Origin of the sequence: Pseudomonas mucoides, from assembly GCF_015461845.1 — a bacterium.
In the GTDB taxonomy this organism is placed as follows: domain Bacteria; phylum Pseudomonadota; class Gammaproteobacteria; order Pseudomonadales; family Pseudomonadaceae; genus Aquipseudomonas; species Aquipseudomonas mucoides.
In genome coordinates, this window is sequence record NZ_JACOPW010000001.1 from 565,990 (window position 1) to 584,812 (window position 18,823).

The window sequence follows — 18,823 nt, forward strand, 5'->3', positions numbered from 1 at the left end:
TGTATTTAGAATCAGATTCTCTCTTCAAAATAAAATCAGGCAACCCGACCGCTTACGGATGCCTAAAGGAGAAAACTGATGGGTAGCAGTGGAAATCCAGACACCTGGGCAGTGGGAGAACGAGACACTGTCATTGACGCGTTAGATCGCGCGGTAGCAAGGCATCCAGACAAAATATTGCTGGATTTCAGCGGTGAGTTATACACATATGCTCAGGTTGACTCACTTTCCACCAAGATGGCCAACGCACTTGCCACCCTGGGCGTCAAGGCCGGTGAAACCGTGCTGACGATGCTGGATAACAATATCGATGCCGTCACCACCTGGCTGGCCATCAACAAGCTCTGCGCCGTGAGTGTGCCGATCAACACCGCGCTCAAGGGCGAGTTCCTCCGCCATCAGATCGCCGATACCGGCACCTCGGTGGTAATTTGCGAAGCAGCCTACCTGCCACGCATCACCCCGCTCGCCTCACAACTGCAGGACGTCCACCACATTCTTCACCGTGGCACCCTCGAAGCAGTTCCTGATTGCCCGATTCGTATTGCGCCACTGGATGAATGGCGTGGCCATGACGCCACCCCACTCGTCAATAAACCGCAACCTTCAGACCTCGCCTGCCTGATTTACACCTCGGGTACAACGGGCCCTTCCAAGGGCTGCATGATCAGCTACAACTTCATGTGCAATCTGGCGCGCCTGCAACTACGTGCCGGTCCGGCCAGTGCCGACGACGTCACCATCACGCCGCTGCCGCTGTTTCACATGAATGCGCTGTGTGTATCCATCATTGCCAGCATTCTGGTGGGCGCGCGCGCCGCCATTCTTGCGCGGTTCTCGGTCTCGAATTTCTGGCCGGAAGTGGAGCGCTCGGGCGCGACCATTGCCTCGATCCTGGGTGGCATGGGCGGCCTCCTCGCCCAGGCGCCAGATAACGAAGCGATGTTGCGCTGCGTCGGGCAGATCCATACCGCCCGTGGCAACCCTTATACCGAAGAAACCAAAAAGATCTGGCGCGAGCGCTTCGGCACCAAGCTGGTAGGCGGCAACGGCTATGGCCTGACCGAAGCCTGCGTTATCACTTCGCTGGCTGCCGGGGAATACGCCGCGCCCGGCTCGTCGGGTAAACGTATTGCAGATTTTGACGTTAGGATCGTCGACGACCTCGATCAGGAAGTACCGCCCAACTCCCCTGGCGAAATCGTGGTGCGCCCGCTCCGTCCCGACATCATGTTCCAGGGCTACTGGCGTCGTCCGGAGGATACCCAGAAGCTGATGCGCAACATGTGGTTCCACACCGGCGACGTTGGCAAATTCGATGATGATGGCTTCTTCTACTTTGTCGACCGCAAGAAGGACTACATGCGTCGCAGGGGGGAGAACATTTCCAGCTTTGAAATGGAAGCAGCCTTTGCTTCTCACCCGGCACTGGCCGAAGTGGCGGTGCATGCCGTGCCTTCTGATAAAGGCGAGGATGATGTGAAGGTGACTGCCGTACTGCATGAAGGCGTGACGCTAGACCCGGAGCAGCTGTTCCATTGGGCCACCGACTCGGTGCCCTACTATGCCTTGCCGCGCTACATCGAGTTTCGCAGCAGCTTGCCGAAAAACCCGCAGGGTCGGGTGTTGAAGTATCTGCTGCGCGATGAAGGTAAAACCGCCGCCACCTGGGATCTGGAAACCACATCGATCGTGGTGTCCAAAAAGTAACGGTCCTGCCCGGTATGTCTCGTCGATCCAACGTCGAAAGCCCGCTTTGAAGCGGGCTTTCGCGTCTCTTGGGCCTGGAGCCTTCTTTGCAGGAGCGAGCTTGCTCGCTCCTGCATCAACCGGGGTAATCAATACTCGCGCACGGGAATGCCTTTGGGGCGGGAGTTGTAACCGGGTAAGTGCAGGCCACCATCGACGTGAATGGTCTCGCCAGTGATAAAGCGCGACATCTCCGAAGCGAGGAATACCACCACCGGCCCGATATCAGCTTCAGGCTCGCCACAGCGCCCCAACGGACGCATCGAAGCGGACATTTCGGCAAACCCCGGGTTCTCTGCAGCGAGTTTGTGAAAGGTCGCACCCATCGCAGTCGGTGCGATGGCATTGGTTCGAATGTTGAACCGCCCCCATTCAGAAGCCGCGCTACGAGTCAGCCCCACGATCGCTGCCTTTGCCGTGTTGTAGTCGCCGTGCAACCAGGCGCCGATCTCGATATCGATGGAATAGAAGTTGATAATCTTGCCGCCGCCTCTCGCTTTCATGTGGGGCAGTGCGGCTTTCATCGCCCACCAGGCCGCCCACACTGTAGAACCGAGGGTTTTCTCCAGCATCGCGTCGGTTTTTTCTTCCAGAAGGACATTGGGTGTTGGCGCAAAGGCGTTGTTAACCAATATGTCCAGACCACCGAACTGATCAACGGCCAATTGCACGGCAGCTTCGATATCGGCCTTGCTGCACACGTCGGTCTTGATGAACACCGCTTGGGCACCCAGCGCTTTGAGTTCGGCGACTATGGCCTCGCCACTGGTGACATCCAGCTCGGCGACCACCACAGCAGCGCCCTCTTTGGCAAAGTTCAGCGCGATACCGCGGCCTATTCCGCCACCTGCACCGGTAATCAACGCGACCTGTTCGTTTAGCAGTGCCATAGCCACTCCATTTCTTGTTTTTTAGTGAACATTTTTGGTTATAGTGTTCAAATATAGCTGATTTCGTCAGCCTGAACAGCATTGAAGCAAGGATATTGAGGATGAGTGTATTTCGTCGCCGCGTAGACATCATTGCTCATCCCGGCAATGGCACGGGCGAAGTCCGAGCCGCGCTGGAAGACGACTTCCACCACTTCCGTGTCTGGGTCTGCCACCATCAAGGTGAAGTCACCGCCATTGGCGGCGAAGCGCTTCGCTACCCTTATTCCTTGTGCCCTCAGGCTTGCGATCAATTACAGCACCTGGTGGGCATGAAACTGGACCGGATAGCCCACTCGGTCACCCGTCAGACCGATGCCAGTCATCAATGCACCCATCTGCTGGACCTCGCGGGCCTCGCTGTCGCGGCGGCCGCTCGAGGCCCCCACCAGCGCCGTTATGACATCAACGTCGGCCAGCGTATTGCCAATCACACTCGCGCTACGTTGCTGTGCGACGGCGTTGAAAAGCTGAGCTGGGAAGTCGATGGCACCCTGATCGAAAGACCAGCCCCCTACTGCGGCATCAACCTTCGCGAAGGTATGGCACGCTGGGCACTGAGCACCCTCAATGAAGAAGCCGCCGAAGCGGCTCTTTTGCTTCGCCGCTGCACCCTGATTTCGATGGGGCGTGCGTACAACCTCGACGCCCAGATTCACGCCGCTACCAGCGCCCTCTGCTACAGCCAGCAACCCGAACGTGCGGAGCAGGCACTGCGCATGAAAGGCTCGACTCTGGATTTCAGCCACGAGCAGCTCAAGTTGTGCGCAGAGGATCAGCAATGGCTGAGACAACAGCAATAGCCGCTTCGCTCTTGCGTCAAGAACAGAGCGGCCAATGCCTTCAAGGTACGGCGATCCGGGTTCAAACCAGACCGCCGGTACGAACTAGAGGAAGACGGCCAGATTGGGTGTTCCAAGCACCGCCTGGTCAATGATGACTTCGCGCCGCGCCAACTTGAATCCCACTTCACTCAGGCGCAGCACATCACGCCGTTCGCCACTGATAATGTCGACGTGGTGGTCCTTGAACCGGCTACGGGTCAGCAGCAGGTAACTGGTCACCACAAACTCATCGCTCTTGTCGGTTTCTTCGACAAACACGTTGGTCACCAGACGTCGGGTACGCGAAGGAGGATCTTCCGCCCAGGCACTTTTGCCGGACAGGCGCAGGATTCGGCCCATGATCGAGCGGTAGTCATCGTGGTAATGCTGAACGCTGCGCACGATGGTGGTTTTCAACTCGGCGGCCAAGCGCGTCTGGCGTAGCGGCACTGTGTACACCAGGTCGGTGTCCAGGCGTTCGGCCCACTCCTGCAGGCGAATCTGGTCCAGCAGCGTGGCTTCCTCGTAGAGAAAGGTCACCACATCGTTGTAAATCGGCGAGCCTACCGGTACTCGCTTGGTACCGACTGGGGAACCCGGCTGGATATCCTCCACACCGCGTTGTTGAACCTGAGCCATGAGTCATTCCCTCACTTTTATTCTTGTTAATGCGGTTTCCAGCAACTGCGGCCCCTCAGGACCGCAGTCATACCAGGCGTAACAGACGCTTTACTTGTCGTCCGATGCAGTCATCAGCTCATGCCAGTACAACCACCAGTGCCACTGGGTATCGTCCTTGGTGAAACCTTCGTTGACGATGCCCGGGCCAGGCCAGCCTTCCGGCGCCCCCGTTTCAAAGACTGCCTGGTACTTCATCGTGCTCTTGCGGCCCATCGCCCCCTTGGCAGCCAGCGTCATGTGCGGCCAGGTATCGGAGTCATCCTGCTCGACCATGCCGGACGTGCCGAACAGCTGGATGGTTTGCTTGAGCATCTTGTCGCGCAATTCCGGGGAAGCGTCTTTCTCGGCAAATACCCAGTTGACGAACTCGAGCTTGTCCGGACCTTGCGGCACGTAGGCGTGCAGGGTCATCGAGCCGACGACAGTGCCATCCGGCTGCGGAATGTAGACAAAACCGAAAAGAATGTTCGGGAACATTCCACCGACTTGCGGCGGCATGCTGGTGAGCACTTTCAACTGATCTTCGGTCAAGTTGCGTGCCAGCTGTTCGACCATGTCGGCGGTCATGCCGGCAGGCGGCAATGCTTCGAGCTTCTGCTGCACACTCAACTCTGCCGGATCGAGGCCGGTCAGGCGCTTGATCTTGCGCGCCAGGTCGATGCAGCGCAGGGCATGGCCATGGGGCGAGCTGATTTCAACTCCGATCATTTCCGGGCTGAGGTCGGCTGTTTCACCCTCGCCTTTCTTGGCGTAATTGCCCACTTCGCCCAGCCAACGGTGCAAGGTCAGTGTGTGGAAACCGTCAGCCGCCGATTGCTCGCCAGCCGTTTTCCAGTTGGCGTTAACGATAAAGCGCTGCGGTGGGCCGAGTACTTCCATGCCCTTGTCGGAGCGGCAGAACAGCATGTCGTAATACCACTTGGCATCGCCGAGGAATTCGTCAAACGACGGCCCATCGATATTCCAGGTCGCAAAGACCAGACCGCCGTACAGCGTGACCCGTGCCTTTTTCAGGCCCAGTTCTTCTTTTGGCAGCATCTTGCCGTGCATGCACTCACGCTCGACGGGTGAGCCGACAAAGTCGCCATTCGGGCGGAAGGCCCAGCCGTGGTAGATGCATTTATGAATTTGCGTGTTGCCACAATCGGCGGTGCTGATGCGCATGCCGCGGTGCGGGCACACATTGAGGTTTACAAACACCTCGCCCTCTTTACCACGGGCAACAATGACCGAGTCGGAGCCCAGGTCGCGGACCATGAAGTCCCCGGAATTGGGGATCTCCGACTCGTGACCCAGGAGTACCCAGATCTTGCCGAAGATTTTTTCCATCTCCAGCTCGTAGATTTCGCGGTCAGACAACACGCGCATTTGTACTTCACGGCTAGAGGGATAGATGAGGTCAGAGACCTTGGTTCCATCAGACAATACGGGGCTTGTTCTTGTTAGCATGATTGCCTCCTGATCAGAGCGTCACGACAGTAGTCGCAGCGAAATATAAGACACTTTCTCTATTTATGTACATAGAATTCACTTTGTACTTGTAAGTGAATTCTTCCGTCATTCACGTACGCGTCAATCCTTGTTCGATGCCTTGCCCGCTTGAGTGCGCAGCACACCAATGCCGTCGATCTCCAGTTCAACCACATCGCCAGGCTTCAAATAACGCAATTGCTCCAGGCCGCAGCCGTTGCCGACCGTGCCGGAGCCCAGAAACTCGCCGGGGTACAGGGTTTCCGAGCGGGACACGTGGGCAATCACGTCTTCGAAACTCCAGCGCATATCGCGGGTATTGCCGCGCCCCCACTCCTCGCCATTGACCCGGGCGACCATGTTCAGGTCATAGGGATCACCCAGCTCATCGGCTGTCACCAGACAGGGGCCCATGATATTGGCGGTATCAAAATCCTTGCTCTTGGCCGGGCCGAGCATGCCGGGCATTTCCAGGGCCTGGGCGTCGCGGGCACTCATGTCGTTGAAGATGGTGTAGCCGACGATATGCGCCCGGGCGGCTTCACGGCTGATGTCCTTGCCGCGCTTACCGATGTAGCAACCGAACTCCAGTTCGAAATCCATCGCCCGGCTGTAGCTCGGCCATTGAAATTCATCGTCGATGCCAATCACCGCGAAACGGTTGCCCTTGTAGTAAATAGGCTGCTTGTTGAAAGTCTCGATGACCCGATCGTCAGCGCGGGTGTTCATCGCTTTCAGCGTGGCTTCCGGGTCTTCGGTACGCAGCGCACGGGCACGACGGGCCGCCGCGAAGCTCTGGCGCAGATGCAATTCGAAGCAGGAACAGTCGCGCATTTGTGGAGGCGGCTGGATCGGTGCACGCAGCTTCACGCTGGCACGCTCCAGCACCGCCGCCGAGGGTGCCTTAGCGACCAGTGAGCGGGCCAATTCCAGCGCCGGTTCGCCGGCCTCTACCAAAGCCAGAATGCTGCTCAACGCCACACTGTCACGACCTTCCAGCAAGCGGTAAGCGTGTTGCAGGTCGAGTACCTGCTGATCCCGATTGAGCAATGCACCCGCGCGCTCAAACCCTTCGGCGTCGGTATACGTCACCAGTCTCATACGCGACCACTCACGGGGAGCAGCGCACCGGTTACTGCTGCGGCTTCGTCGGATAAAAGAAACGCCACTACCGCCGCCAACGCCTGCGGAGTGACCCAGCGGCTGCTGTCAGCATCAGGCATGTCGGCGCGGTTGGCGGGGGTGTCAATGATGCTCGGCAGCACAGCGTTGACCGTTACACCACGATCCTTCAGTTCCTCGGCCAACGCCTCGGTCAACCGGGCCACACCGGCCTTGGAGGCGGCATAAGCCCCCATACCTGTTGCGGCTTTGACAGAGGCCAGCGCGCCAATGTTGACGATGCGCCCGGCCTTGGAATCCAGCAGGTGTGTCAACGCGGATTGAGAACTGACCACTGCGGTACGTACGTTCATCTGATAGAGGCGATCCCAGGTCAGCAGGCTGCCACCTTCGACGGTCTCCCAGGCAAACCCGCCCGCGACATTGACCAAACCGTCGATGCCACCCAAATGCCCCGCGACCTGCTCGAACGCAGCGCTGGCCGACTCGCTCGAAGTCAGGTCGACACCACCCAGGCACAGCAGGTTTTCCGTATCCAGCAAGGCAGCTGGGGCCTCGCTACGATCCAGCAACGCCACCCGGGCGCCTCGCGCCAGCAGAAATTTGCCAAGTGCGCTGCCGAGGGCACCAAACCCGCCGGTGACGACTACCCTCTTGTCCAATAGTGATTGGGACATCGCGAAATCCTCTTGTTGTTGTTTTACGGCGCGAACGGTCGATTCGCGCCTTTGTCCGGATGAATATATGACACTTTTAGAAAATATGTACAAATGATACCGTATGACTTCAAGTCAAACACTCACCTGCGGACCGCTGATGCCTAGAAAACTGCCTGCACTCAACGCCGACAACCGCGCCTTCTGGCAAGGCGGTCAACAGGGCGAACTGCTCGTTCATCGCTGCGCAGCCTGTAGCCGGTATTTCCACCCGCCCGCCCCGCTCTGCCCGCATTGCGCAAGCTTCGACGTGGCGCCGCAAGCGGTGTCCGGCAAGGGCACCGTACTTAGCTTCACCATCAACTATCAACCCTGGACCCCCGACCTGGAGGTGCCCTATGTGGTGGCGATCATCGAGCTCGTTGAGCAACCCGGCTTGCAGTTCGTGAGCAACGTGGTGGGCATGCCGGTCACGGATGTACATATCGACATGCCGGTACGGGTCAGCTTCCTCAATGTCGAGGATGTGTGGTTGCCTCTGTTCGAGAAGGATCAGTGATGTTCGATCATCGTTATGAAAAAGACGTAGCCATTACCGGTATCGGGCAATCAGAGATCGGCCGACCGTCTACCAAGTCAGCGATGCGCCTGACCCTGGACGCCTGCCTGGAAGCCATTGCGGACGCCGGCCTGCAACGTAGCGACATCGACGGCGTGGCCTGCTGGCCGGGTGATAACAACAATGGCGACCCGTTCTCACCGGTCGGTCCCAGTGCGCTGAAGAGCGCCCTTGGGCTCAACGTCAACTGGTTCGGTGGCGGTTATGAAGGGCCCGGCCCGCTTACCGGGGTCATTAACGGGGCCATGGCGATTGCGGCGGGCCTGTGCAAGCACGTACTGGTGTTTCGCACCATCACCGAAGCGTCAGCCCGTATGCTCAACAAACAGGCCGGCGCACTGACCAACAAAACCCAGGGTCGCGACAGCAGCTACGCCTGGCAGTGGTTTACCCCGTTCAATGTGCAATCGGGCATCAATCTGATGGCGCTGTATGCCCAGCGTCACTTCCATGAATACGGCACCCGACCGGAGCAGCTGGCGCAGATAGCCCTGACGTGTCGCCAGAACGCCATGCGCAACCCCAAGGCGCTGTACCGCACGCCGATGAGCATGGACGACTACATGGCATCGCGAATGATTTCAACGCCTCTGCGCATGTTCGACTGCGACGTGCATTGTGATGCGTCCACCGCCATCATCCTGTCCCGTCGTGATATCGCCCAGGACCAGCCAAATAAACCAATTCGCATCGAGGCCATGGGCGCAGCGTTGAACCAGCCCTGGTCGTGGGATCAGATCTCCCTGACCAAAATGGCCGCCTTCGATGTTGGCGAGATGATGTGGGCACGCACCGACTACACCCCGCAGGATGTTGAATCTGCGCAGTTGTATGACGGATTTTCGATCTTGACCCTGATCTGGCTTGAAGCCCTGGGCCTGTGCCCCATTGGGGAAAGTGGCGCGTTCGTCGAGGGTGGCACGCGCATCGCACTGGAGGGCAGCTTGCCCATCAATACCAATGGCGGGCAGCTGTCTGGCGGACGCACCCACGGCCTGGGTTACGTGCATGAAGCCTGCCTGCAACTGTGGGGTCGTGCCGAAGGCCGGCAAACCCGCGAACACCGCGTCAGTACGGTGGCAGCCGGAGGCGGCCCGCTGGGGGGTAGCCTGCTACTGGTTCGCGAGTAACGGCGCGCCTCAGTAGAGTACGCCGGCCACTTCGCTGCAGAACTCGATCAGCGCCTTGCCCAGTTCGGCAAGGCCCTCTTCATCCCGTTGGCCACGGAACATCACCGCTGACACGGTGAAATCGATGCTGTTGGTTGGTGAGAAGACCGGCGCCGCAATGGCAAGAATCCCCCCCGAAAAATGCCCATCGTCCATTGCCCAACCGCGCTCGGCGGCCTCGCTCACTTCTTCGCGATAGACCTCGAGCGACAGCGGCTGGGCCCAGCGAATCGTCTCGAAACTGCTCTGTACTTCCGGATCGTCGAGGTCGATCTGCGTAGCGAACAACCGGCCGCTGGCGCCCATCAGAATTGGCAGACGCTGACCTTCAGCCATGTCGATACGCACATCGGTCGGGCTCGCGGCGGAACTGACAATGACGATGCGGTCAGGGCTCATTTTGCGCCACAGGGTGATGGTCACCCGCTGGCGTGCAGCCAGGTTCTGCAACAGGGGTTTGGCCATTTGCACGCGGTGACCCTGAGTCACCAATTGTTCAACCAGGCGCGCCAGGCCCAGGCCCACGGTGTAACGCTTGGAAAGGGCACTGAAATCGACCACCTCCTCTTGCACCAGGGTGCGCAGGATGTTGAAGCAGGTACTTGGATTGATTTTCAGTTGCCGGGCGATGTCCACTGAACGTTCCGGCGTGCCCACCTGACTGAGATAGCGCAAGATGCGTATGGCGTTGGATACAGGCTTGACGAGGGTTGCGCCGGCCGATTTGCTGCTGTCGTTGACGTCAGTGAGTTCCATGCCCAATCCAGTAACTTTAGAGTGGCGCCATTCTAACCTGAGAATGATTGGCGCCGTAAAAGTTTTATCTGGGAATTACTCGAACACTTCAATCGGTTAATTTCACTGGCGGCTGATAGATCAAACGACGGGTTTGCAGATCTTCGCGACGAAAACGCTCGATGAGACGCTCTTGGGCCTGGTCGGCCTGGGTCACCCGAACCTGTTGGCGCAAGTATTCCAGCCATGACTCGACAATAAAGCGCTCGCTGTAGAGTTGCGGGTCCGCCATGTCGCGGTACAAACGCCAGTTTTGCGCACCGTTGCGCCGTCGCGCCTTGCCTACCGCGTATACGGCAGCCAGAAATTCATCGCGGTCCGGCGCCGCCACCTGGTACACAATCTCCACCGATACCGGTCCTTCGGAATGGGACACCGGACTGGCCAGCTGGAGTGTGTCGGTCAACTGCACCTCGGCAAAGTCTGCTTCCTGGCCCAGTTCCACATGGCCATTTCGGGTCAGCGCGATGCCGACCAGCAACAACAGTGTCGAGAGCAGCAAGCTCTGGCTCAATCCCAGATACTCGGCCAATGCCCCCCATATCGCACCGCCGGCCGCCATCGCGCCCATCAGGATCAACACATAGACCGATGCGACCCGTGCGCGCACCCAATTGGCGGCATAGGTTTGCACCACCGTTGAAATGGTCGCGTTGACCGCCATCCAGCCGAACCCTGCCAGCAGCAGCATTGCGCAGACCGCGTAGCGGTTGTTGGATAGCGCGGCAGTGAGGGTGGCGAGGGCAAAGGAAATGGCGCCGCAAACCAGCAGATGACGCATGCCCAATACGCGATACAACCGCGGCAAGCTCAGCGCAGCCAATACTGCACCGGCACCAAGAAACGCCATGAGCAAGCCATAACCACCAGCGTCCATACCCAATTCCTGCTTGGCCACCAGTGGCAGCAAGGCCCATAAAGCACTGGCACTCATGGTGAACACAAGAACCTGCTTCATGGCGCTGAACAGGACCGCTGAATGCCGGATATAGCGCAGGCCACTGCGCATGCCACCGGTCAGGGTTTCCGGTGGCAAGCCCACGGCAGGCGGGTTGGGCGCGATACGAAAGAGGAAGAGGAGCACCGCGAACATACACAGCGCGATCACCAGAAATACCGAGGTCGTGTTCCAGTATGCAATCAGTGCACCCGCCAACGCGGGGCCCAAAGCCCGGGTGGCATTGATGGAAATTCCGTTCAAGGACACTGCAGCCGGCACCTGGTCGCGAGGCAGTACGCCGACCATGGTCACCATCCACGCCGACATGCCCAGCGCACTGCCAGTACCGAGCACAAAGGTAAACGCCAACAAGCCCCAGGTTTCCATGTGCGCGCTGTACGCCAGCACACACAACACCAGTGCGGCGAACAGCATCATGCACTGGGTAATGATCAGCCAACTGCGACGGTCTACCCGATCGGCAATCACCCCACCGGGAAAGGCAAACAGAAATACCGGTAGGGTCACGGCGGTTTGCACCAGAGAGACCATGGCTGCCGACGTCGTCAATGTGGTCATGATCCACGCCGCGGCGACCGTCTGCATCCAGATAGCCATGTTGACCACTGCGGCTGCCAGCCATAAACCGCGGAACGCTTTGTTGCGAAACGGCGCCCACGCCGAACCCTCGCTCATCATCACTCCTCAGCGGCTACGCCAGTCAGTTTCAGGGATTACTTGTCCAGCGGCTGACCCAGTCGCCCCGCCGCACGGGCGGGGATGAGTTGGCGTGGCGCAGCGATGGTATTGCTCTGTCGACCGATACCTGCAATCTCAGCCTCGACCCGATCACCCGGCCGTAAAAAACGCCCGCTTTCCAGTCCTACGCCGTGGGTGGATCCGGTAAACACCAGGTCGCCAGGACGCAGACTGATGCGTGCATCCAGATAATTGAGCAACTCATCCAGGGGAAAAATCATCTGCCGGGTATTGTCCTGCTGGCGCAGTTCATAGTTAACGCTCAGGCGCATATCTAAAGCCGGTTGCCCCGTTACACCCAGTTCGTCCGCGGTCACGATCCATGGACCTACCGGTGTGGTGCGGTCCATGGCTTTCTGGGTCAACAGGTCCAGACGACCAATCTGCTTGCCGGCATCGCGCGCACTTATGTCATTGCCCACCGTATACCCCAGCAGGCAGTCGCTGGCATGCGGTTCATCCAGCAACGGGCGGCCCACTACGGCGACCAGTTCCACCTCGTAATCAAGCTGGGTGGTCAGCGGCGAATAATCGATCTCGTCATAGGCACCAACCAGCGCTGACTCCGGTTTCATGTACGCCAACGGGTGCGCCGGAGAATCACTGCCAAGGCGCTTGAGGTGGCTGAGGTAATTGAGGCCCACACCAAAAACCCGGCTACCGGGTTCCAATGGCGCAAGCAGGCGCGCAGCCGACAACGGCAACCATTCGCCACTCGGGTCGAGGGCGTCTGGCGCAAGATCCGCCCCTAGCCCGGCCCAGTGGGCGAAAGGAGCATTAATTCGCCGAAAGCAATCAGCTTGCGCATTCAGCAACGCCCAGAACGCTTGCCCGGCAACTTCGACCCGCGCCAGACGCATGTCAGCGCTTGGCCAAGTAGGTCGGCAGGTACTCGGCGTCGAGCACTTCTTCCGGCGTCTTGACGCTGGCGCCGAGAATTGGCCCGACCATTTCGTGGCCCCACAGGCTGAGTTTTTCTGGATTCAGCTCATAGGGATCGCCTTGCCATGGCTCGATTTCAGCAATGGTCTCGAAGGCGAACCCGGACGGATTGAAATGGTAGAACGACAGATGGGGGTCCTGGGCATGTTGGCCGAGGGTCATCATCATCGGCAGTTCACGCTGACGCACGATGTCGTAGGTCTCACCGACATCACGCACGTTGCGTACAAACAGCCCGACATGCTGCACGCCCATGCGACCCGGTCCGTGACCATAAGCGATGTCATGGCTGGTGTGATGGTTGAGTTTGGAGCGGAAGAAACCGGTTCGTCCCTTGCCCGCACCAGCGCCATACCAGCTGAAACCCATGACATTAAGCAGGAAGTCTTCCAGTTCCGGAGTGTAGTCCGGGGTGATCAGCACCACATGACCCGCACCCCGTTCGTCGGCAAGGAAACCACTGTGCGGGCGGCCCGGCTGGAACGAGCGCGGCAGCCATTTTTGCCCGTAAAACAATTCGTGCTGATACCCCACCGGGTCACGAAAACGCACTAATTCACGCACGCCACGCTTTTCGCACAGCTCAGCATCACCGCGAGTGAAGTCGACATTGGCGGCTGCCAGCTTCTTGATGCCGTCCTCGAACGCCATGCGCCCCACCGCTTCCCAACCGATGTAGACAATGCGGTCTACCTTGCCAGGATGAAAAGCGAAGCGATGCCGACGATCATCGATCTTGAAGTACAGCGAATCGGGATCACTCTCGGGGTTCTTGCCTATGCCAAAACCCATCACCTGAGGGCCGTACTCACGCCACGCTTGGAGATTGGGGGTCTCAAAGCCCATGTAACCGATACCGATGATGTCCACGTTATTCACCTTGTTATTGTTCGAGATGAAAGGGTGCCGGTAGCCCATGCCAGGGCGCCGCGCGTGCTAGATCGCGAGTAACCCGCCATCGATGACGAAGTCCGAACCGGTAATGAATGAAGCCTCATCCGAGGCGACAAAGACCGCCATTGCCACCACTTCCTCGGGTTCGCCGGGGCGATCCATCAATACGCCATCCAGCAGCATGGCGCGCATTTTGGGGTCTTCCAGAAAAGGCCGGGTGCCAGGCGTCGCGACAAATCCCGGGCTCAAACTGACCGCACGTATACCGAACGGCGCCCCTTCTACCGCCAACTGGCGAGTGAAGGACACCACAGCGCCCTTTGCAGCCGAATGCGCGGAAATGCCGGCCACTTTCGAGCCACCCCATGCAGCGGTGGACGATACATTGATGATCACTCCGCGCTGTTCGGCCAAGTGGTGCCATGCATATTTGGTGGTATAGAACAGCAGGTCGATTTCGTTGCGCATGGTGTACTGCCAATCTTCGATCGACAGCTCGCTGACCAGCCCGAAGCGTGCGGCGGAAGCGTTGTTGTACAGGATGTCGATGCGCCCGTGTTCAGCCACGGCGGCATCGATCCAGGCCTTGGCCTGTTCATGATCACCCAGGTCCACGGGTGCCGAGCCGTACAGGGTAAAACCCTCGGCCTGCATCAACGCTGCAGTCTCCTCGTGACCTTCGGCATTGAAATCGCAACCGACCACAATCGCCCCTTCACGGGCAAAACGTAGCGCCGCAGCCCTGCCCTGGCCGCCGCCTGTACCGGTTATCAGCGCGACCTTGTTTGGTAATCGACCCATTAGCACATCCTCACCTCAGTGGTTATCACGTTTGCGGCAGGCGCTCACGCCATCAAACGGCTTCGTCATCCGGGGTGATGGGCTCAAGCCAGATGGCCTCCGCGGGGCAAGCGGCTGCACCCTCACGAGCCTCCTCCTCCAACTCCGGCGGCACGCGGGCATCGTCGAGGTACACCATGCCATCGGCATCAAGCTTGTACAGGCTGGGGCAAATCGCAGCACACAAACCATAACCACAGCAGCGGCTTCGGTCGGCCACCGCTTTGAACTGCGCTTTTTCTGAACTCATTTTTTTCTCCTTTATCAGGTTCAGCTTTTGCAAATTATGAACACTTATTTATTTTATGTGCAATTAATTTTTAACGCGGATATGCTGAGGCTCATCCGCTGTCCCTGATCATTGCCTTGGCTTAAAAAAAGGGAATCGCAGCAGGATGTTGAACACGGCTGGCTTCAGAGTGATTCAACCGTGGGTGCAACGCATGAAATTCGTTTGTCCGTTAGTCAGATAGCTGCGCTGGACAAAGCCGAATTTCTGATTTTATTCTGATTAAAAAACCAGATTCTGTTCAAAGAATCTGCTGGCGGTGATTCACATCACCACTTGTAGCAGTGCTTGGCTCAACAAAACCTATAAGGAAGCCAACTCCATGCACCCGTCTAGAAACGAAGCGGCAATCGATCTGCGCGAATTCCGCCAAAGCTGGAAAATCCTGATTTTGTCGGTCGCCGGAGTGGCCATCAGCATCAACGCCGCCCTGCTCTATGGTTTCGGCACACTGGTCGTGCCGCTCGGCGATGCCTTTGGCTGGAGCAAAAGTGAGCTGCAAGCCTGCATCACCTTTCTGTTTGGCGGCGCGGTGGTGTCATTGCAGTTGGTGGGTTGGTTCAACCTGCGCTACGGCATGAAGCGCGTTACCGTTATTTCCCTGCTGTTGTTGTCACTCGGTTACCTGGCAACCACGCAGCTGACCCAATCGATCTGGTCGATGTACATCGCCTTTGCACTGCTGCCCATCGTCGGCATGGGCGCGCTGGCCGTAACCTGGACCCAGCTGATCAGTCTTTGGTTCGACAGCAATCGCGGCCTGGCGCTCGCCATTGGTCTGTCCGGGACTGGTGTCACTGCCGCCATCATTCCCCGGCTGATGGCCTGGGGCATCGAGCAATGGGACTGGCGCGCGGCCTTCGTGATTCTCGCGCTGCTCAATCTGTTGGTGCTGCTGCCGCTGATTCTGCTGTGGTTCAAACTACCCTCTGTTGCCGGTCACCGTGACGGCGGGCGTGCGCTGGAGCAATTGCCCGGCATGTCTTTTCGTGAAGGCATGGGCTCGCTGAAATTCTGGACCTGTAACCTGGCGCTCAGCCTGGTGATTTCTTCGATTGTCGGCATGGTCACCAGCACCGTGCCCATGCTGCAAGCCCGAGGCCTATCCGCGGGGGACGCGGCCACCATTTTCAGCTGCTTTGGTATTTCGCTGATCTTCGGCCGCATGCTTATCGGCTATCTGCTCGATCGTCTGTGGCCGCCGATTGTGTCTGCGATCAGCCTGGTGCTGCCCGCTATCGGTTGTTTCATCTACCTGAGCCCGACCACCGAATTTGCCCCGCTCATGCTGGCGGCGGTGCTGGTTGGTTTTGGCGCCGGGGCGGAGTTCGATATTGCCGCGTTCCTGATTGCCCGCTACTTCGGCTTGCGCGAATACGGCCGCCTGTTCGGCGTGCATCAGGGCCTCAATACCGTGGCTTCGGCGCTGGCGCCGTTGCTCTTTGCGTACATGCTGGCGCGCACCGGATCGTATAACGCCATGCTGGTTTATAGCGCCGCCTGCTGCCTGATCGGTCCGCTGTTGCTACTGACCCTTGGGCGAGTGCCGCACTTCAACGTGCAAACCATTCCCAGCCAATCCTGAGCCCCCTAACAAGAATCGGAGCAGAACATGCCCACATTGACATTTATTGAACACAACGGCACCGCCCATCAAGTCAAAGGCGACATCGGCCAGTCGGTGATGCAAGCCGCGACCTTCGCCTCGGTGCCGGGTATTTCTGCCGACTGCGGTGGTGCCTGCAGTTGCGCCACCTGTCACACCTATGTCGACGAGGCCTGGCTGGGCAAGGTGCAAGCGGCGGAAGGCATGGAGAACGACATGCTCGAGTACGCTTTCGAACGTCGCGACAGCAGCCGCTTGAGCTGTCAAATGATCATCAGCGAAGACATGGACGGCATGGTTTTGCACCTGCCGTCGTCGCAATTCTGAATGCGCGTGAAGGAGTTCCCATGACCCTCGCCTCAGTCGTTATCGTCGGTGCTGGCCAGGCCGGATTTCAGGTCGCTGCCTCCCTGCGCCAGGAAGGCTTTGACGGGCGCATCACCCTGATCGGCGATGAGCCAGGCCTGCCCTACCAGCGCCCGCCATTGTCCAAAGCCTATCTGCTCGGCAAGATCCAGGCGACCAATCTGCTGTTTCGTCCTGCTGATTTCTACACCACCCAGCGCATTGAACTGCTGCATGACCAGGCGACCGCGATCGACCGCCTGAACCGACGCGTGGTGTTAGCCTCGGGTGCTGCTGTCAGTTACGACCATCTGGTACTGGCGACCGGAGCCCACAACCGCCCCCTGCCGGTTCCCGGCGCAGAGTTGCCGCAAGTGTTCGGTATCAAAACCAAAGCCGATGCCGACGCCCTGGCGCCGCTGGCGAAAGAAGCGCGCAACGTGGTGGTGATTGGAGCCGGGTTTATCGGCCTCGAGTTTGCGGCGGTGGCCGCTGCCCTAGGGGCTAATGTGCACGTACTGGAGCTGGGCGAGCGTCCCATGGCTCGTGCCGTGTCGCGGGAAATGTCGGAATTGTTTCGCCAGGCCCATGAAGCGTGGGGCGTCCATTTTGACTTCCGCCAGGGTTTAAGCCGCATCGACGGCGATAACGGCAAGGTGTGCGCGGTACAAACCGGTGACGGACGTGCACTCCCTGCTGACCTGGTGGTGTTTGGTATCGGTGTGATTCCCAATGCGCAGCTGGCGACTGAAGCCGGTCTGGACATCGAGAACGGCATCAAGGTGGACGCCAGCCTGCTGACCTCTGACCCGCAAATTTCCGCGGTAGGCGATGTCGCCAGCTTCCCGTGCCTGCAAAACAATGAGTTACACACCCGCCTCGAGTCGGTGCAGAACGCCATCGACCAGGCCCGCACAGTGGCTGCACGCTTGATGGGTAAACCGGCACCTTATAGCGCCCTGCCCTGGTTCTGGACCGATCAAGGCAACTTGAAACTGCAGATCGCCGGACTCTCGCATGGCTATGACAGTACCGTCGTGCTCGGTTCAGTCGAAGAACATCAAGCGTCTGTGCTGTGTTTCCGCAATGACCGTCTGGTGGCCGTGGAGTCCTGCAATCGCATGGGCGATCACATGGCGGCGCGCAAGATTCTTGCTCGCGCGCCCAAGCTGACGGCAGTTGAGGCCGCCACTGACGGGTTCGATCTGAAAGCTTGGGAAGCGGCCAACCGCGACTGAACGTCGTACTGATCTTTCACACCCGCTGCCGCGCCCGCCTTAAAGCTGACGCGGCATTTTTTTGCACAACGACTGGAGCGATGCAATGAACAAAGTCTGGTTTATTACCGGTGCGGCCCGAGGCTTGGGTGCTGCCATTGCCAAAGCCGCATTGGCTGATGGTGACAGCGTGGTGGTCAGCGCCCGGCGTATCGAACCGCTGGAAATTGTCTTTGCCGAGTACGGCGAACGCGTGCTGGCAGTGGCCCTGGATGTGACCGACGAAGCCCAGGCACTGGCTGCCGTAGAAACTGCCGTGGCGCGTTTTGGCCGAATCGATGTGCTGGTCAACAACGCCGGTTATGGACAACTGGCGCCGTTTGAAGACAATTTCGCCAGCGACGCCGACCAGCAGTTCGCGACCAATGTGTTCGGTGTGTTCAACGTCTGCCGCGCCGTGCTGCCTGTCATGCGTCAGCAACGCAGTGGCCGGGTGTTCAACGTGTCTTCAATGGGTGGCATGGTCGGGATGGGTGGTGCGGCGCTGTACTGCGCGTCTAAATTTGCTGTGGAAGGTTTTTCCGAATCCCTGGCCCAGGAAGTGGCGCAGTTCGGGATCAAGGTCACGCTGGTGGAGCCCGGGGTTTTCCGTACCGACTTTCTCGACCCCAGCTCCGCGGTCTTCGGTACACGCGGGTTGGAGGATTACGCTGCATTCACCGCCAAGGTCAAAGGCGCTTCGGCCGCCTACAACCATCAGCAAACCGGCAACCCGGCTAAACTGGGCGATGCGCTGGTGCTCCTGGCCAACAGCGAACATCCACCGTTGCGTTACCTGGCGGGTTCAGACGCTTATCAGCAGGTCAGCGACAAGCTCAACAGGATGCTCGCGGAAATCGAGCAATGGCAGCAGCTGTCCCATTCCACCGATGGCGTCTAGGCGACGACGCGCACAGCCTTTCTGACAAGGCTGTGCG

At 58.9% G+C, this 18,823-nt stretch carries 19 protein-coding genes; 8 read left to right on the forward strand and 11 right to left on the reverse strand.

The annotated features are described in order from the left end of the window. Window positions 1-78: 78 nt before the first annotated feature. On the forward strand, window positions 79-1,710 hold the full coding sequence (locus tag H8F22_RS02725; protein ID WP_057005050.1) for an ATP-dependent acyl-CoA ligase: 1,632 nt from the start codon (window positions 79-81) through the stop codon (window positions 1,708-1,710). A 128-nt stretch (window positions 1,711-1,838) separates the two neighbouring features. Here H8F22_RS02725 and H8F22_RS02730 read toward each other — a convergent pair whose 3' ends face one another. After that, window positions 1,839-2,639 carry an SDR family NAD(P)-dependent oxidoreductase gene (locus H8F22_RS02730; RefSeq protein ID WP_126588877.1) on the reverse strand — a complete coding sequence of 267 codons (801 nt, stop codon included), beginning with the start codon at window positions 2,637-2,639 and terminating at the stop codon, window positions 1,839-1,841. Between the two features lie 101 nt (window positions 2,640-2,740). Between H8F22_RS02730 and H8F22_RS02735 the strand changes: the two genes are divergently transcribed. Beyond that, window positions 2,741-3,481, forward strand: coding sequence for a DUF2889 domain-containing protein (locus H8F22_RS02735; protein ID WP_057005048.1), 741 nt, complete (start codon window positions 2,741-2,743; stop codon window positions 3,479-3,481). Between the two features lie 84 nt (window positions 3,482-3,565). Here H8F22_RS02735 and H8F22_RS02740 read toward each other — a convergent pair whose 3' ends face one another. The 4 genes from H8F22_RS02740 to H8F22_RS02755 all read right to left on the reverse strand — a co-directional run bounded on the left by H8F22_RS02740 (window position 3,566) and on the right by H8F22_RS02755 (window position 7,452). Continuing rightward, window positions 3,566-4,141, reverse strand: a complete 576-nt coding sequence (locus H8F22_RS02740; RefSeq protein ID WP_057005047.1) for an aromatic-ring-hydroxylating dioxygenase subunit beta — start codon at window positions 4,139-4,141, stop codon at window positions 3,566-3,568. A gap of 90 nt (window positions 4,142-4,231) precedes the next feature. Continuing rightward, the gene (locus H8F22_RS02745) at window positions 4,232-5,632 is read right to left on the reverse strand and encodes an aromatic ring-hydroxylating dioxygenase subunit alpha (protein WP_057005046.1); all 1,401 of its coding nucleotides are present in this window, start codon (window positions 5,630-5,632) and stop codon (window positions 4,232-4,234) included. A gap of 123 nt (window positions 5,633-5,755) precedes the next feature. Beyond that, a complete protein-coding gene (locus H8F22_RS02750; RefSeq protein WP_020300788.1) occupies window positions 5,756-6,754 on the reverse strand; it encodes a fumarylacetoacetate hydrolase family protein in 999 nt (332 codons plus the stop codon). Further along, window positions 6,751-7,452 carry an SDR family NAD(P)-dependent oxidoreductase gene (locus H8F22_RS02755; RefSeq protein WP_020300789.1) on the reverse strand — a complete coding sequence of 234 codons (702 nt, stop codon included), beginning with the start codon at window positions 7,450-7,452 and terminating at the stop codon, window positions 6,751-6,753. The genes H8F22_RS02750 and H8F22_RS02755 overlap by 4 nt, the downstream gene beginning before the upstream one ends. 139 nt (window positions 7,453-7,591) lie before the next feature. Here H8F22_RS02755 and H8F22_RS02760 point away from each other — a divergent pair, with 139 nt between their 5' ends. Both H8F22_RS02760 and H8F22_RS02765 read left to right on the forward strand, forming a co-directional pair. After that, complete coding sequence (locus H8F22_RS02760) at window positions 7,592-7,990, forward strand: Zn-ribbon domain-containing OB-fold protein (RefSeq protein ID WP_020300790.1); 399 nt, start codon at window positions 7,592-7,594, stop codon at window positions 7,988-7,990. After that, a complete protein-coding gene (locus tag H8F22_RS02765) occupies window positions 7,990-9,180 on the forward strand; it encodes a thiolase family protein (RefSeq protein WP_020300791.1) in 1,191 nt (396 codons plus the stop codon). The genes H8F22_RS02760 and H8F22_RS02765 overlap by 1 nt, the downstream gene beginning before the upstream one ends. Window positions 9,181-9,189: 9 nt before the next feature. Here the strand turns inward: H8F22_RS02765 and H8F22_RS02770 are convergent, their stop codons facing one another. From H8F22_RS02770 to H8F22_RS02795, 6 genes are all read right to left on the reverse strand, one after another. After that, entirely contained in the window at window positions 9,190-9,975 is a 786-nt protein-coding gene (locus H8F22_RS02770; protein WP_194939749.1) for an IclR family transcriptional regulator, read from the reverse strand. 88 nt (window positions 9,976-10,063) lie between these two features. Next, entirely contained in the window at window positions 10,064-11,650 is a 1,587-nt protein-coding gene (locus H8F22_RS02775; RefSeq protein ID WP_020300793.1) for an MFS transporter, read from the reverse strand. Window positions 11,651-11,688: 38 nt separating this feature from the next. Continuing rightward, on the reverse strand, window positions 11,689-12,573 hold the full coding sequence (locus H8F22_RS02780; protein WP_020300794.1) for a fumarylacetoacetate hydrolase family protein: 885 nt from the start codon (window positions 12,571-12,573) through the stop codon (window positions 11,689-11,691). Window position 12,574: 1 nt separating this feature from the next. Continuing rightward, on the reverse strand, window positions 12,575-13,525 hold the full coding sequence (locus tag H8F22_RS02785) for a VOC family protein (RefSeq protein WP_032904513.1): 951 nt from the start codon (window positions 13,523-13,525) through the stop codon (window positions 12,575-12,577). Between the two features lie 66 nt (window positions 13,526-13,591). Continuing rightward, complete coding sequence (locus H8F22_RS02790) at window positions 13,592-14,350, reverse strand: SDR family NAD(P)-dependent oxidoreductase (RefSeq protein WP_020300796.1); 759 nt, start codon at window positions 14,348-14,350, stop codon at window positions 13,592-13,594. Window positions 14,351-14,402: 52 nt separating this feature from the next. After that, window positions 14,403-14,639, reverse strand: a complete 237-nt coding sequence (locus tag H8F22_RS02795) for a ferredoxin (protein ID WP_020300797.1) — start codon at window positions 14,637-14,639, stop codon at window positions 14,403-14,405. A gap of 361 nt (window positions 14,640-15,000) precedes the next feature. Between H8F22_RS02795 and H8F22_RS02800 the strand changes: the two genes are divergently transcribed. The 4 genes from H8F22_RS02800 (at window position 15,001) to H8F22_RS02815 (ending at window position 18,786) form a co-directional block, all read left to right on the forward strand. Continuing rightward, a complete protein-coding gene (locus H8F22_RS02800) occupies window positions 15,001-16,263 on the forward strand; it encodes an MFS transporter (RefSeq protein WP_020300798.1) in 1,263 nt (420 codons plus the stop codon). Window positions 16,264-16,290: 27 nt separating this feature from the next. Further along, a complete protein-coding gene (locus H8F22_RS02805) occupies window positions 16,291-16,611 on the forward strand; it encodes a 2Fe-2S iron-sulfur cluster-binding protein (RefSeq protein ID WP_020300799.1) in 321 nt (106 codons plus the stop codon). A 20-nt stretch (window positions 16,612-16,631) separates the two neighbouring features. Then, window positions 16,632-17,867, forward strand: a complete 1,236-nt coding sequence (locus H8F22_RS02810; protein WP_020300800.1) for an NAD(P)/FAD-dependent oxidoreductase — start codon at window positions 16,632-16,634, stop codon at window positions 17,865-17,867. An 85-nt stretch (window positions 17,868-17,952) separates the two neighbouring features. After that, window positions 17,953-18,786, forward strand: coding sequence for an oxidoreductase (locus tag H8F22_RS02815; RefSeq protein ID WP_020300801.1), 834 nt, complete (start codon window positions 17,953-17,955; stop codon window positions 18,784-18,786). Window positions 18,787-18,823: the final 37 nt, after the last annotated feature.